Origin of the sequence: Arthrobacter sp. Bz4 (genome assembly GCF_003075455.1) — a bacterium.
Classification (GTDB): Bacteria; Actinomycetota; Actinomycetes; order Actinomycetales; family Micrococcaceae; genus Arthrobacter_D.
In genome coordinates this window covers 13,975-28,414 of record NZ_QDAE01000024.1, presented here as the reverse complement: position 1 = coordinate 28,414, position 14,440 = coordinate 13,975, and the positions used below count along the sequence as shown (strand labels likewise).

13 protein-coding genes are annotated in these 14,440 nt (G+C 63.6%); 7 read left to right on the top strand and 6 right to left on the bottom strand.

Going from position 1 to position 14,440, the window contains the following annotated elements:
• From DDA93_RS14185 to DDA93_RS14175, 3 genes are all read right to left on the bottom strand, one after another.
• Positions 1–283 (bottom strand): glutamate--tRNA ligase family protein (locus DDA93_RS14185; protein WP_243400653.1); only part of this gene is annotated, 283 nt, incomplete at its 3' end.
• Positions 284–331: 48 nt separating this feature from the next.
• Positions 332–619: a hypothetical protein gene (locus tag DDA93_RS14180; RefSeq protein ID WP_133185544.1), complete on the bottom strand. Its 288-nt coding sequence runs from the start codon at positions 617–619 to the stop codon at positions 332–334.
• Positions 620–630: 11 nt separating this feature from the next.
• A complete protein-coding gene (locus tag DDA93_RS14175; RefSeq protein WP_116779129.1) occupies positions 631–1,404 on the bottom strand; it encodes a fumarylacetoacetate hydrolase family protein in 774 nt (257 codons plus the stop codon).
• Positions 1,405–1,958: 554 nt separating this feature from the next.
• Here DDA93_RS14175 and DDA93_RS14170 point away from each other — a divergent pair.
• Positions 1,959–3,005, top strand: coding sequence for a hypothetical protein (locus tag DDA93_RS14170; RefSeq protein WP_116779128.1), 1,047 nt, complete (start codon positions 1,959–1,961; stop codon positions 3,003–3,005).
• Positions 3,006–3,022: 17 nt separating this feature from the next.
• On the opposite strand, the gene DDA93_RS14165 is transcribed toward DDA93_RS14170, so the two are convergent.
• Positions 3,023–4,648 carry a carbohydrate-binding protein gene (locus DDA93_RS14165; RefSeq protein WP_050994947.1) on the bottom strand — a complete coding sequence of 542 codons (1,626 nt, stop codon included), beginning with the start codon at positions 4,646–4,648 and terminating at the stop codon, positions 3,023–3,025.
• Positions 4,649–4,977: 329 nt separating this feature from the next.
• Between DDA93_RS14165 and DDA93_RS14160 the strand changes: the two genes are divergently transcribed.
• Genes DDA93_RS14160 through DDA93_RS14150 form a run of 3 tightly spaced genes read left to right on the top strand, consistent with a single transcriptional unit; the run spans position 4,978 to position 9,193 of the window.
• Complete coding sequence (locus DDA93_RS14160; protein WP_243400651.1) at positions 4,978–7,227, top strand: glycosyltransferase family 2 protein; 2,250 nt, start codon at positions 4,978–4,980, stop codon at positions 7,225–7,227.
• Between the two features lie 57 nt (positions 7,228–7,284).
• Positions 7,285–7,662 carry an STAS/SEC14 domain-containing protein gene (locus DDA93_RS14155; RefSeq protein WP_019483034.1) on the top strand — a complete coding sequence of 126 codons (378 nt, stop codon included), beginning with the start codon at positions 7,285–7,287 and terminating at the stop codon, positions 7,660–7,662.
• A complete protein-coding gene (locus DDA93_RS14150) occupies positions 7,655–9,193 on the top strand; it encodes an EAL domain-containing protein (RefSeq protein ID WP_019483035.1) in 1,539 nt (512 codons plus the stop codon). The genes DDA93_RS14155 and DDA93_RS14150 overlap by 8 nt, the downstream gene beginning before the upstream one ends.
• A gap of 66 nt (positions 9,194–9,259) precedes the next feature.
• Here the strand turns inward: DDA93_RS14150 and DDA93_RS14145 are convergent, their stop codons facing one another.
• Both DDA93_RS14145 and DDA93_RS14140 read right to left on the bottom strand, forming a co-directional pair.
• Complete coding sequence (locus DDA93_RS14145; protein WP_024476091.1) at positions 9,260–10,366, bottom strand: branched-chain amino acid aminotransferase; 1,107 nt, start codon at positions 10,364–10,366, stop codon at positions 9,260–9,262.
• Positions 10,367–10,377: 11 nt separating this feature from the next.
• Complete coding sequence (locus DDA93_RS14140) at positions 10,378–11,439, bottom strand: 3-isopropylmalate dehydrogenase (RefSeq protein WP_019483037.1); 1,062 nt, start codon at positions 11,437–11,439, stop codon at positions 10,378–10,380.
• Positions 11,440–11,574: 135 nt separating this feature from the next.
• Between DDA93_RS14140 and DDA93_RS14135 the strand changes: the two genes are divergently transcribed.
• The 3 genes from DDA93_RS14135 (at position 11,575) to DDA93_RS14125 (ending at position 14,437) form a co-directional block, all read left to right on the top strand.
• Positions 11,575–12,774, top strand: a complete 1,200-nt coding sequence (locus tag DDA93_RS14135) for a histidine kinase (protein WP_116779127.1) — start codon at positions 11,575–11,577, stop codon at positions 12,772–12,774.
• An 86-nt stretch (positions 12,775–12,860) separates the two neighbouring features.
• The gene (locus tag DDA93_RS14130; protein WP_024476088.1) at positions 12,861–13,541 is read left to right on the top strand and encodes a response regulator transcription factor; all 681 of its coding nucleotides are present in this window, start codon (positions 12,861–12,863) and stop codon (positions 13,539–13,541) included.
• Positions 13,542–13,660: 119 nt separating this feature from the next.
• On the top strand, positions 13,661–14,437 hold the full coding sequence (locus tag DDA93_RS14125) for an ABC transporter ATP-binding protein (protein ID WP_116779126.1): 777 nt from the start codon (positions 13,661–13,663) through the stop codon (positions 14,435–14,437).
• Positions 14,438–14,440 lie beyond the last annotated feature (3 nt).

The following is a 14,440-nucleotide window of genomic DNA, read 5'->3' as shown; positions in this document are numbered from 1 at the left end:
GGTAAGGGGCGTGGGGTCCACCCACCTCGACGCCCTCGTCCCAGTCAATGCCGAGCCACTTCAGGGCATCCAGCAACTGGGTGTAACTTTCCTCGCTGTCGCGGGCCGCGTCAGTGTCCTCGATCCGGAACACCATGGTGCCCCCGGTGTGACGGGCGTACGCCCAGTTGAACAGGGCAGTGCGGATCAGTCCGACGTGCGGGGTTCCAGTGGGTGACGGGCAAAACCGCACACGCACAGGGGTCTGATCGGTGACAAGGGGGATCTCAGCAGCATTAATCATGATGGGTCCAAGTCTACGGGGCTTTGGTCCCCGACCCCGAGCGAAGCGCTAGCCGGCGACGAACCACCAGGCGCCGAAGATCAGCACCGCAACAAGGGCGCCGACACCGAGCTGAACCCGAAGCGGTGTCTTTGGCCGGAAATAGCGAATGGGCAAGACGGCGGCTGCACCGAACCCCAGCGCTGCGAGAGCGGAGATCCACATCTGGGGCGCACCACCGATGGAGGCCGCACGGGCCAACACCAGCGGCAATGCACAGGCCGCGATGGCAAGGTAGCGCCCCAGCCGGCGGCGCTCAGCGCTCGGGCTCCCCTTTTCCACCGGACCCCGCGGCACCCGCCTCATGGTCAGCGACGCGCCGGGTTGGACAACCGCCCGATACCCTCGATCTCGACTTCGTAGGTCTGGCCTTCACTAATGAGCCCGACGCCGGCTGGTGTCCCGGTCAGGATCAGGTCACCTGGCAGAAGCGTGAAGGCCTGGGATACGTAAGACACCAGTTCCCGTACCCCCCAGATCATCTGGCTGGTTGAGCCGTCCTGCTTGAGTTCGCCGTCGAGCCGGCCGCTGACCCGCAGATTCTCGGTGTCCAGGGCTGTTTCGATCCAGGGCCCAACGGGGCAGGAGGTGTCGAAACCCTTGGCGCGCGCCCACTGGTTGTCGGTTTTCTGGGCGTCTCTGGCGGTGAGGTCGTTGGCGCAGGTGTAGCCGAAGACCACTTCGTCCACCCGATCCAGCGGCACGTCCTTGCAGATCCGCCCGATCACGACGGCAAGCTCGGATTCGAAGGAGATTTCGTCGGAGAAGGCCGGCAGCGCAATTGGATCGCCGGGGCCGATGACTGAGGTGTTGGGCTTGAAGAACATCAGTGGTGCTGGCGGAACCGCGTTGCCGAGTTCCTTGGCATGCTCCGCGTAGTTGCGGCCGATCCCCACGATCTTGCTGCGCGGGATTACCGGGGCGAGCAGACGGACATCAGCCAACTGGTGGCGGACGCCGGTGAGTTGTACACCTGAGTAGAAGGGGTCGCCAGCCATGACTGCGATCTCTTCCTGGCCTTCCTCTCCTTCAACCACTCCGAATGCTGGGTCACTGTCAACGACAAATCGGGCTATACGCATGAATCCCACGTTACCGTGACCTGAGCGCCTGTGCAGGAATCAGGCGCTCAGCGGGTAGTAATTCCACAGTGAATTGCCCCGGACAAGCAAATGACCGTGAACCTGTCCCCAGTGGGCAAGTTCACGGTCATCCGGCAAACATTCAGCGCGTTAATGCGCTAAATGTCATCATCGGAGCTTAGTGAGGCCAGTTTCCAATGTGAGGCCAGTTTCCAATTTTGGTGATGGTGCTCTGGAACCCGGTCGAGGCGTCAGCAGCGGTCGCTGTGGAGACACCGCCGATTGTGAGCACTGATACAACCATGAGCGAGGCAAATAGTCTTTTCATACGAGAGTCCTTTGCTTATATGAGAAAGCGTGAGGCACCGAACCTCACGCAGTTTTATCAGTATACGAACTAAAAACAAAAAACCAAGCGTTTGGAAAGATGAACTTTTGGGAGCATTACCCGCCGAATATCCCCTAAACTTAGGCAGTCGGGTCCCCTCTCAACAAGTGGACTCTGCCGAACGACGCGAGGTCCACTAAAAACTGCACGAAGGGGCTACCAACCCATGGCAACAAATCAGCCCGGCGACCAGCTGTTGTACGAGCTGCGGGCCAGAGAAGCATGGAGCCAGCGGGACTATGAGAGAGCCCGCGTCATCGCAGGCCAGGCCGTTGATCTCGCGCGTGAGGACAACAACGAGGTGGCATGGTGGAACATGGCCTTCCTGCAAGCCGAGTGTTTGCGTGAAGAAGGCGCAGTCCAGGAATCAGTGTTGGTGGCGCAACAATTGCGCGACCATCCCCTGACCAGCCAATCGCCGTCCCTGGCGGTCCGGGTGCTTACCCTGCTTGCTGTCGGGCTTCAGGGGTTGGGGCAACTCCCCGAAGCTGTACGCCAAGCCGCAGCCGCGGTAGAAGTGGCAACCGGCGCGGTCGATGCTCCTGAACTGCGCGTCGAAGCCCATCAGGCCCTGATTGCCTCGCTCGCCGAGAGCGACAGGCTGGATGAGGCCTGGGCCCAGTGCCTCGCTCTGTCGGTACTGCTCTCCACCGAGATGCGGTCCCAGACCGCGGGGAAAGCACACTGGGCTATCGGCAACGTAGCTTTCATGCGGCACGAGGTGGCGGACGGCACAAAATTCCACTCGTTGGCTGCGGGCAACCTCTCGCCAAATAATGACCTCGACCTGTGGGCCCGGTTCAATCGAGCATCCGCTGCACTCAGGCTGGCGGCCGGCGTCGTTGACGCTGAAACTCTCGAGTGCATCGAACGCGCTGAGACCGCCAGCTCAATTGTGGGCGGTAACGACCGTGACCAGCTGGAGCTGTCCCTGACCCGGGCTCACTGGCTGGTACTTACGGGCCAGCTCAACGCGGCAGTCAAGCGCCTCAAACCGATCTGTGCCGACAGCACCATCCTGGCTTCGCAGACTGCCGGTGAAGCAAATTTGTTGCTCGGACGTGCGCTGGCCGGGCGCGGCGACGACATTGAGGCAATGAACTACCTCGACGCCGCCAAAGCGAACTTCATCCAGTCAGGAGCCCACGATCGGGCGGCGCACGTCGCAGAATTGATCGAATCCCTCATGCAGCCCGAATCAACCACTACATAAGAGCCAGGCTTCAGCCCTTACGGGGACTCGCTGCGAGTTGCCGTCGGGGTGGGTGTTGCCGACCGGGTGGGCCCTGAGGCGTCTTCATCCTCAAGACCCTCGAGGAGCTCAATGACGTCGTCGTTTGACAGCCGATCCCACGGAGATCCAGCCGAACCCTGCAGGGCAGCTTCCGGGCTGTCGCCCTGGCTCCACCACTTGCATTCGAACACGTGATTATCGAGCTTGACGAGATCACCGCTCTCATACACCTCTTCCGGATCCCATTCGTCGACGGTTCCGGCGGGAACGGTTGGCGCGGAGACTGGTTTCTCACCCGGCAGAACTGGCCCGATCAGCGTCCACGGCGTCTCATCGGCTCGCAGCACTGGGTTGTCCGGTGTGGAATCTTCGTTCCACCACTTGGCCACATACACGTTGCCATGCCAGACCACTCGCTGCTCAGCCACGTAGGTGGCGTCCTCGGACCAGATGGGGTACGGGCTGGTCTCGGGATTGTCCTCGACCAGTTCCGGAGTGGGTTCGGGCGAGGCCGAAGTGGTGGCAATGGTCTCGGAAGTTCCCTCGAACTCCTGACCCAGGAGCTGCGCGAAGCTCTGGCCGTCCTGGTCAATTCCGCTGCACCCAACCGAGACCACAGTCACGTCGGCGTAGTTGTCGCTGCAGGTGGCATCACGGTTCAGGGACCACATGGACATCCGGCCAATACCCTTTTCGACGGCGAAGGCGTTCAGACCCGCAGCGTGATCGAGCGAGAACACCTCGCTGACGACGTCGTTCTGTCCGATCATCGGGGTGAGGCCGAGCTTGGTCCAGAGCGCCTGCGGACCAAGTGGCAGATCAGCGCGGCTGTACAGAGTGGACAGCTGTGAGTGGGTGGCTTCGGCGGCGGCAATCGACGCTTCAAGCATGCTCATGGTTTCGGGCCGGCTTTCACCGAAGTCCATGGTCATGATGTTCACCCCGGCGAGGTCCACTTCGCCTTCGAGCATTTGGGTGACTGCGGTGGTCCCCGGCTCGGTCAGGCCCGTCGGAGCAACCGGTAATGTCAGCCAGACGTTCAGGGGCTCATCGGCCGCCAACCGTTCCTGCTGCAGCAGCGCGATAGCCTCAGCCCGCCGCTCCCCTGCTTCGGTGTCGAGGAGGTTTTCGCCCTCGACGTCGAGGTCAATCGTGGAGAGATTGTACCGCTCGACCACTGAGGCGTAGGCATCTTTCAGATCGTTGACGTCGGTGCAGGAGGTAGCCAGCTCGTCATTGAGCAGACCACCGAAGGACACTGCTACTTCCCCGCCGCTCTGCAGCAGACGGGCGATCCGACGATCCAGGTCCATGGTGGATTCGGCTTCATCAAAGGAGTACGCCGCACCCCAGGATGGTTCACAGGGACTTTCCGGGTCGGCAACGACGAACGACAGAACGATACTGCCGCCCTCTTCGGTCTGCGGGCGTTCAAAGGCGTAAAACGGAGTGGCAGTCGCATCGACGTAGCCGGCGAACCAGGAGCCGCTATCTTCGGCGGCCCGGGCGTCCTCAAACCGGCTCCAGCCGGTGACGGATCCGGCAACCACCGCTGCCACGACACCGATCACCAGCACGAGTCGAACAAACGAGAGTTTCCGACCCGGAAAGTGCCTTGACAATGTGTTCTCCCCAGGGTCGTGGCCCCCGCCAACCGAGGGAAAGTTGAAATATAAACTGTTACGTCACTAACACACTATAGTGTCGAATCGTAGTGCTAGTGTTGCACCGTCATAGGACGACTGCATCCGGCGCACCGCCGCTGCGTGGAGTCGCTCAATGATCGTAGATCATCCCACTCGTCGGGTGGAAAGGCGAAAGCATCTGCGATGGGAGCGGCAAAGTCCGATCCTGCAATCGAGTCGCTGGGGAGCGAGATGAAGGATCACAAAGTGGCTGCTGCCTCTGAGCAACAAAGTAAAGAATCAGTCCCGGCCGCGCGCAAGCGCCAGTGGGCGCAGAGAAGCGGTCCGAGCCGCTCTCCATCGTCCACCCCACGCCGTCGCGTCGAAAGATCGCGCTAGGCCGCCTGGCCATTGTGGCCACCATGGTTGGGTGGGGCTCCTACGTTGTCACCACCATCCTGCGACAGCTCATCGACAACCCCACCGCCGGCTTCCGCTTCCAGTTCGAAGCGGTGTCGTACCTGATTGTCGTCACCTTCCTCACCTTCTCCGCCCTGCTGTACCTGGTGGCACGCCAGGGTGCCCTGTACCGGTTCCGGGACCACAAGCGGGTGCCGCGCGGCGAGCTTGACCGCCACTTCGCCCACTACGACGAGGGCATCACCGTCCTGGTGCCGTCCTACGCCGAAGAGCCACAGGTGGTGCGGGCAACCCTCTGGTCGGCTGCGCTCCAGGAGTTTCCCGACCTACGCGTTGTCCTGCTCCTCGATGACCCCCCGCACCCCACCGATCCGGTGGTGGCCGAACGCCTGAAAATCACCCGCGAGCTGTCTGAGGGCATCGAGTCCCAGTTGCTTGAGCCCTCCACCCGTTTCAACGACGCGTTGACCAGCTACCGTGAACGACTTATGTCGCCGGGCCCAACCGGAGTGGACGAACTCGAAGTCCTCACCAACGAGTACATTGCAGCGGCCACCTGGCTGGAAGACATGGCGGCCCTCGAGCGGGTTGAAGACCACGTGGATGAGTTCTTCGTCGACCTGGTGCTGATGGGCCTCGCCCGGGAGCTCCGCCTGACGGTGCTCGGCCTCACCGCAGCGCGTGCGCAGGGCGAGCAGCCCAACGAAGACCGGGTCACTGAGCTGTACCTCCGGCTGTGCCGCATCTTCACCGCCCGGCTGGAAACGTTCGAACGCAAGATGTTCGCCTCGTTGTCCCACGAAGCCAACAAAGCGATGAACCTCAACTCCTACATTTCCCTGATGGGGAAGCGGTGGCACCGCGAGGAGTCCCCGAGCGGAACCATCCTGCGCCCCGCCGAAGGCCCCGCCCAGGTGGATCTGGACGTACCAGACTCCACGTACCTCCTGACGCTCGACGCGGATTCGCTACTTCTCCGGGACTACTGCCTGCGTCTGGTCTACCTGCTGGAATCCCCCGGAAACGAGCGGGTCGCAGTAACGCAGACCCCCTACTCCTCCTTCCGCGGAGCCCCGACCCGAATTGAACGAGTCGCCGGCGCGACCACCGACATCCAGCACATCCTGCACCAGGGCATGTCCTACTACGGCGCCACCTTCTGGGTGGGTGCCAACGCCGTGATCCGCAAGGAAGCGCTGATGGACATTCTCGAAGTCGAGGATGTTGGCGGGTTCGAGATCCACACCTACATCCAGGACCGCACCGTCATCGAGGACACCGAGTCCAGTGTTGACCTCGGTGCCCACGGGTGGACGCTGGTCAACTACCCAGAGCGCCTTAGCTACAGCGCGACTCCCCCGGATTTTGGCTCCCTGGTGGTCCAACGACGCCGCTGGGCCAACGGCGGGCTGCTGATCCTTCCGAAGCTGTGGAACCAGCTGCAGGACCGGCGCTACCGCCGGGACCGGATCCTGGTCCGCGAGGTACTGCTCCGGGTCAACTACATGGCGTCAATCGCCTGGGCGAGCTTCGGCCTGCTGTTCCTCCTGGGGTACCCCTACGACAGCAGGCTCCTCAGTCCACTGGTCTTCATGACCGCCATGCCGTACTTCCTCGCGATGGGTAGCGATCTCCGCGATTGCGGGCACCGCTTCAGCGACATCTTCAGGATCTATGGTTTCAATATTGTGCTGCTTCCGGTGAACCTGGCCGGGGTCCTGAAATCCATCCAGCAGGCGTTCACCGGCGAGAAGATCCCGTTTGTTCGCACGCCCAAGGTCAAGGACCGCACCGCCGCCCCTGCCCTCTACGTGTTCATCCCCTACGCGATTGTCGCGTTCTCCCTCCTGACCCTGTGGCGCGATGTGCAGCAGGGGAACTGGGGCAACGCTGCATTCGCTGCTTTGAACGCGGTGCTGGCGGCTGGAGCAATTCGCGCCTACATTGGGGTAAACAATTCAATTGTGGACATGGTTCTCGGCGTCCTAAACTGGCTCTACGTACCGCCTCGCAAGAAGCGCGAGACGAAGTCACCGGTTATTGAAAAGTCACCTGAAGAAGCAGATTGGTCCTCCATCCTGTACCACGGAGACCGCCGCCTCAACCGTGACCTCCGGGGATCAAACGACCGCCGCCGACGCATTTCTTCGAGGTAGCCGTCAATCCGCTACCTACCTGGTTGGAGGGCAGTCGCAGTCGAAGTGAAGGGGAACATGTCGGCTATCAATGTGCAGAGCGATCAATCAGGCGAAGGCCACCCGGGCAACGTCATCCGGCTGGTCATGCCGAAGGGCGTGGACATCACCGGTGAGATCGCTGAAACGCACGCTGCGCGCGCGCGGTCGATCGCCAATGGCAGTCTACGACCGGTGCTGCTGGAGATCTCGGGGGTCGGGTCGATCAGCCGCGATGCACGGGCAGTCTTCACCAGCTCCCGCACTTCCTCGGCGATAGCCGTGCTGGGTGCCTCCCCCGTGGACCGCGTTATGGCCAACTTTTTATTGGGCGGTGACCCGCCGCCCTGCCCCACCCGTTTTTTCACCACTGAGTCCGAGGCAATGGCCTGGTTAGGTAGTTGCCCGCATGCCTGACAATGAAACCGATCCCCGACTGGCCATGCTGGTCGATGGGATCGTTCGGCTCTCCCGCGGCGATCTCAGCACCCGGATGGAGCCCTCCGCGGCGCGGGACGACGTCGACGCCGTTATCACCGGCTTCAACCTGCTCGCCGAAGAGCTTGAACTGGTGCACCGTGACTTCGAGGATCGGGTGGAGAGCCGCACTGCGATGCTCCACCAGGCGCACCTGGACATGCGCGCCATGGCCATGACTGACGCGCTGACGCAGCTGGATAACCGGATTGCACTCCTCGCCAAACTGGAGGATGAGCTGGCGGCCGATGGTGATGCCACGCCGCCGGCCCTGATCCTGCTGGACCTCGACTCCTTCAAGGACGTCAATGACAGTTTTGGGCACGACGCCGGCGACCGGGTTCTGCAGGAGGTCGCCAACCGTCTGGTCGGCGTCATCCGGGACACCGATACCGTCGCCCGCCTGGGCGGGGACGAATTTGCCATCCTGGTCCCCGAGGCGACCCTGGAAATCGCGCTCCGGATCGCCAACCGCGCTCTTGCCGCCCTGGGCGACCGCATCTCGCTGGACGAACTGCATGTCTTTTCCCGTGCCAGCATCGGGGTCAGGCTGGCCGAGCCTGGCCAGAGTCCCGAGAGCATCCTGCTGGACGCGGACACCGCCATGTACGTGGCCAAGCGGGAGGGCCGCAGCACCATCAAGGTCTTCGAACCGGTGATGTTGTTGCAGCGGCAGCTCAGAAGCCAGATTGCCTCCGAGCTCCGCGACGCCATCCGGTCGGATCAGCTGAGCCTTCACTACCAGCCGGTGGTCGACCTGCGTGACGGCCGGGTGCTCGGCCTGGAAGCCCTGGTTCGCTGGAACCATCCCACCCGCGGTTTCATCATGCCGGATGAGTTCATCCCGCTGGCCGAAGAAATCGGCGCGGTGATCGAGCTGGACCGGTGGGTGATGGCTTCGGCGATCCGCCAGTACTCGCTGTGGCGCGCGGAAATGGAGCTCGACGACGATTTCCAGCTACGCCTGAACCTTTCGGCTGTCGAACTGCAGCAGCTCGACCTGGTGGACTATGTGCGGGGGCTATTGCGCCGGTTCGACATCCCGCCCGTCGCGCTGGTACTGGAAATCACCGAAACAGCTCTGGTAACGGGCGGCGAGGTGGAAACGTATTCGCTCCTGAGCCTGAAACAGCTTGGCGTGTGCATCGAGATCGACGACTTCGGCACCGGTTACTCATCGATCAGCTACCTGCGGAAACTTCCCGTCAGCATGGTGAAGGTTGATCGTTCACTGCTCAGCGAGCTGTCCACCGGTTCAATCCAGTTCGGCTTCATTGCTGCGATTCTGCAACTCATCCGGGCAGCGGGCCTGGAGGCAGTGTTTGAGGGAATCGAGACCCTTGAGCAGGCCGAGAAGCTAAAGGAAATGGGCTGCGTGGGGGGCCAGGGCTACTACTTCAGTAAACCGTTGACCGTCGAGGACACCTCAGCCCTCCTGCGTTCCTCAGCGAAGCTGCCGCTCGCCTCCTAGCGGCCGGCTCACCACAATGACCCCCACCCCCGTGCTGCGGGGTGGGGGCTATCGGATGGTCGCGAGCTAGACCAGGCGGGTCAACCAGCCGTGGGTGTCAGGCGAAGTACCCGTCTGGATGCCCAGCAGCTGTTCCCTGATGGACATGGTGACCGCACCGGCCTTGGAATCAGGGGCACCGATCACTTCCGAACCGTCCTTCAGCTGACCGATCGGGGTGATAACCGCGGCGGTACCGCAGGCAAACACTTCAGTGATGTCTCCGGACGCCACCCCATCACGCCATTCATCGAGCGTGATCTTCCGCTCGGTGACCGTGAGTCCACGGTCCTTGCCCAGTTGGATCACCGATGAGCGGGTGACACCTTCGAGGATGGTCCCGGATAGCGCAGGCGTGACCAGTGAGCCGTCCTTGAACACGAAGAAGACGTTCATTCCGCCGAGTTCCTCGACGGCGTTGTCATTGAACTGGTCCAGGAACAGGACCTGCTTGCAGCCCTGGGCCTCGGCCTCCAGCTGCGCTGCGAGGGACGCGGCATAGTTGCCACCGCACTTCGCGTTGCCGGTGCCGCCACGCCCTGCGCGCGCGTAGTTGCGTGAGACCCAGATGTCGACCGGCGCCAGTTCCCCACCGAAGTAGTTTCCGGCCGGTGAGGCAATGACGCGGAAAGATACTTCCCGTGCCGGCCGTACCCCCAGGAATGCCTCGGTGGCAATCATGAAGGGCCGCAGGTACAGGCTCTCCCCTTCGCGGGTGGGGATCCAGTTCTGGTCCGCCGCCACCAGCTGGCGGAGGGATTCGAGGAAGATGTTCTCGGGCAGCTGTGGCAGGGCCAGCCGTGCTGCAGAGCGGTTCAACCGCGCAGCGTTCTGGTCCGCCCGGAACGTCCAGACCGATCCGTCCTCGTGACGGTAGGCCTTCATGCCCTCGAAGATCTCCTGACCGTAGTGCAGCACTGCCGCCGCCGGGTCCAGTGCGATAGGCCCGTAGGCTTCCAGACGCGCGTTGCCCCAGCCGCCGGCACCGGTGGTGTCCGCCTTGAAATCGACCACAACCGTGTGATCGGTGAAGTGGTTTCCGAACCCGGGGTCCGCGAGAATCTCGGCCCGTTCCTGATCGGATTTGGGGTTGGCAGAGGGGTGCTGGCTAAATTCCAGGTCGGTGGCTGTCATGGTTAACCAGCTTAGGACACCAGAGCGGCGATCGCATCGCCGATTTGGGCCGTAGTGCGGGGCGCACCGGTACGGGAGGCGACGTCGTCGTCCACTGCGCGCTCAACCCGCGCGGCGGCGTCGTCGAACCCGAGGTGGCGGAGCATCAAAGCGACGGACAGGATGGCCGCCGTGGGATCGGCCTTCTGCTGCCCGGCGATGTCCGGCGCCGACCCATGAACCGGTTCGAACATGGACGGGGCGGTGCGGTCCATGTTGATGTTGCCCGAGGCTGCCAGCCCGATTCCGCCGGTGATCGCCGCGGCGAGGTCGGTGATGATGTCGCCGAAGAGGTTGTCGGTGACGATGACGTCGAACCGCGCCGGGTCGGTGACCAGGAAGATCATGGCGGCGTCAACGTGCAGGTAATCGTGGGTGACGTCGGGGAATTCGGCGGCAACCGCTTCGACCGTCCGGCGCCACAGGTGGCCTGAGTAGACAAGAACATTGTGCTTGTGGACGAGCGTCAGGTGGCGGCGGGGACGGTCATTGGCCCGGCGGAACGCGTCCCGGACTACCCGCTCCACGCCGTGGGCGGTATTGAGGGAGACTTCGGTGGCAATTTCGTGGGGGGTGCCACCGCGGAGAATGCCGCCGTTACCGGCGTAGGGCCCCTCGGTTCCTTCACGGACCACAATGAAGTCGATGTCGCCGGGTGCGGCGAGGGGGCTCGCGATGCCCGGGTAGAGCCGTGAGGGGCGCAGGTTCACGAAGTGGTCGAGGGAGAACCGGAGCTTCAGCAGCATCTCGCGTTCGATGATGCCCGAGGGGATGCGGGTGTCGCCCGGGGCAGCACCGACCGCACCGAAGAGGATCGCGTCGTGTTCGCGAAGCTTTGCGAGGGTCTCATCGGGCAGGGTCTCACCTGATGCGAGCCAGTGTTCGGCACCGAGCTGGTATTCGGTCAAGGCGAAGGTGGTGTCGAGGTTCGCGGTGACGCTGTGGAGTACCTTGACGGCTTCTGCGATGACCTCGGGGCCGATTCCGTCGCCCGGGATGACTGCCAGCTGGACTGTTGAAGATGGTTCGCTCATAGGAACAGATTATTCAGGGTTCATATGATGGACAACTCGTCTCACTTAGTGAGATGCGCTGACAGCTCCCCCGCCGGGTGTTCTCCACCCAGGGACTGATGTCTGGGGGATTAGCACCGCCTAGAGTTGACTCCCATGGACCTCCACCACCGTCTCGCTCGTGTGCTGCGCGCCCACCCGGGCCGCGTGGACCTGGCGATTACGGCGGTGCTGCTGGTGATCCTCGTCGGGCCAACCCTGCTCTCCTCCGCCGTGCCGCTCGAAATGCTCGCCGCAGCCGGGCTGGTTCTTCCCCTCGTCTGGCGGCGGTCCCGACCCGTCCACGCTGCGGGACTGATCGCGGCCGTCTCGGTGCTGCAACTCATCTTCTATGTGATGCCAGTTCCAGCTCAGGCGGCGGTGCTGATAGCCCTCTATGCCCTGGCTGCCTACGCTCCCCGCTGGGCGAGCCTGGGCGGACTTGCGGTGGCTTCAGTCGGCTGTTTCGCCGGTCTACTCAGGTACAGCGCCTACTTCGGAATCAGCCCCTTCGAGATGCGGGACGCGTCACTTCCCCTGTTCGTCGTGATCGCCGTCCTGGTCCAGTCTCTGGTTCTCCTGTGCTGGGCATTCGGCGATCTGGCACGCAACCGCCGACTCACCCTGCAGGCCCTGGAAGACCGCACCCGACGCCTTGAGGTGGAGCGCCAGCAGGAACGGGATCTGGCTGCCGCCGACGAACGCAGTCACATTGCCCGCGAGATGCACGACATCGTGGCCCACTCCCTCTCGGTCATCATCACCCAGGCCGACGGCGCCAGATACGCGAGCGTGCAGGACCCCACGGTGGCGCCAGCGACACTCGGCACCATCGCCGACACCGGCAGGGCCTCACTGCGGGAGATGCGCCGCCTGCTGGGCGTCCTGCGTGGCGATGAGGAAACATCGACGCGGCCGCTCCCGACCCTCGCAGATGTCCGGGCCCTGATCGAAACGGTCCAGCATGCCGGGCTGACCACCGCCTACTCGGTGGACGGCACCAGCCGACGTGAGCTCCCCGCCGGGGCCGAGCTGACCGCCTACCGCGTGGTCCAGGAGTCCCTCACCAACGTGCTGAAACATGCGGGACCCGACGCTCGCGCCGTCGTCGCCCTGGCCTGGACCCCGCGGGGCCTGAACCTCACCATTGACGACGACGGTCGCGGAGCCAGCGCCGATCCCACCTCTGCGGGCGCAGGGCAGGGCATCAAGGGCATGCAGGAACGGCTCGGACTCTACGACGGGGAGCTGACCGCCGTCGCCCCTGCTGGCGGCGGATACCGCATCGCCGCATTCATCCCCTACACGGAAGCATGACAGTGACAAACTACCCAGTGACGGATAACCCAGTGACGGATTGCCAGCTGACGGATGACCAGCTGACCGGCGAACCGGTCATCCGGGTGGCCCTCGTGGATGACCAGCGGCTGGTCCGCAGCGGCTTCACCATGCTGATCAATTCCCAGCCCGACCTGCGCGTCGTGTGCGAGGCGGGAAACGGGACCGAAGCGGTGGCCGCGTTGAACGCCACCAGTGCCGACGTGGTGCTGATGGACGTCCGGATGCCCGGAATGGACGGCATCGAGGCAACCCGCCGCATCCTGGAGCAGGCGTCGCGCCTGACCGGGGCGGCGGAACGGACCGGTCCGAAGATTGTGGTTCTGACCACCTTTGATCTCGACGAGTACGCACTGGCCGCGATCCAGGCGGGTGCGAGCGGCTTCCTGCTCAAGGATGCGCCGCCGGAGGAACTGCTGGAGGCGATCCGCACCGTGTATCGCGGTGACGCGGTGATTGCTCCCTCCACCACCCGACGGCTGCTGGATCATGTGGCTCCGATGCTGCGCCGGTCCTCCCCCGCTGCGGGCGCCAACGCCGAGTCGGTCAAGTCCCTGACGGCGCGTGAGCGGGAGGTCTTCGGACTGATCGCACGAGGCCTGTCCAACCCCGAGATTGCCGGCAGCCTCTACCTGTCCGAAGCGACAGTGAAAACCCATGTGGGCCACATTCTGGCGAAGCTGCAGGCCCGGGACCGGGTGCAGGCTGTGCTGATCGCCTATGAAACCGGCGTGGTGCACCCCTAGCCCTGAACCTCCTCGTCCCGGAGCATTGGGATGACTCATCCCGCGGGATGAGGAAGGCAGCAGCGGAGACCGGACCGTAGGCTGATCCGCCACGAAGACTGCCGCCCTAGCGTTGAAGCATGAGAATTTCCGCCAATACCGCCGACCACCCTTCGACGTCGTCCGCTGCCTCCCAGCCGGCCGCGTCAGCCGACTCGCTTTCCAAAACCTATGGGCGTGGCGACACCCGCGTGCATGCCCTGAAGGAGGTCAGCGTGACCTTCGAATGCGCCCGCTTCACGGCGATCATGGGCCCCTCGGGGTCCGGCAAGTCCACCCTGATGCATTGCCTGGCAGGGTTGGACACCGCGGACTCCGGCCGCGTCCGGATTGGGGACACCGAACTCACCGGGCTGTCCGACAATGAGCTGACCCGGCTGCGGCGGGACCGGATCGGTTTCGTGTTCCAGGCCTACAACCTGATCCCCACGCTGACCGCCGAACAAAACATCACCCTGCCGATGGCGCTTGCTGGTGGCACGGTGGACAGTCAGTGGCTGACCGAGGTCTGTGCCACCCTGGGCTTGGCCGACCGGCTCACGCACCGGCCGCATGAGCTGTCCGGTGGCCAGCAGCAGCGGGTGGCGGTGGCCCGCGCCCTTCTGACCCGCCCCGACGTGTTGTTCGGCGATGAGCCCACCGGCAACCTCGATTCCCGCTCAGGCGCCGAGGTGCTCTCCCTGCTGCGCCGCAGTACGCGGGAAATGGGGCAGAGTATCATCATGGTGACCCACGACCCCGTGGCCGCTTCCTATGCCGACAGCGTCCTGCTGATGAACGACGGCGAATTGGTGGGTCAGCTGGACCGCAGCACACCCGACGTCATCTCGCAGGCTCTCGCCGGACTGGGGGCCTAGGCG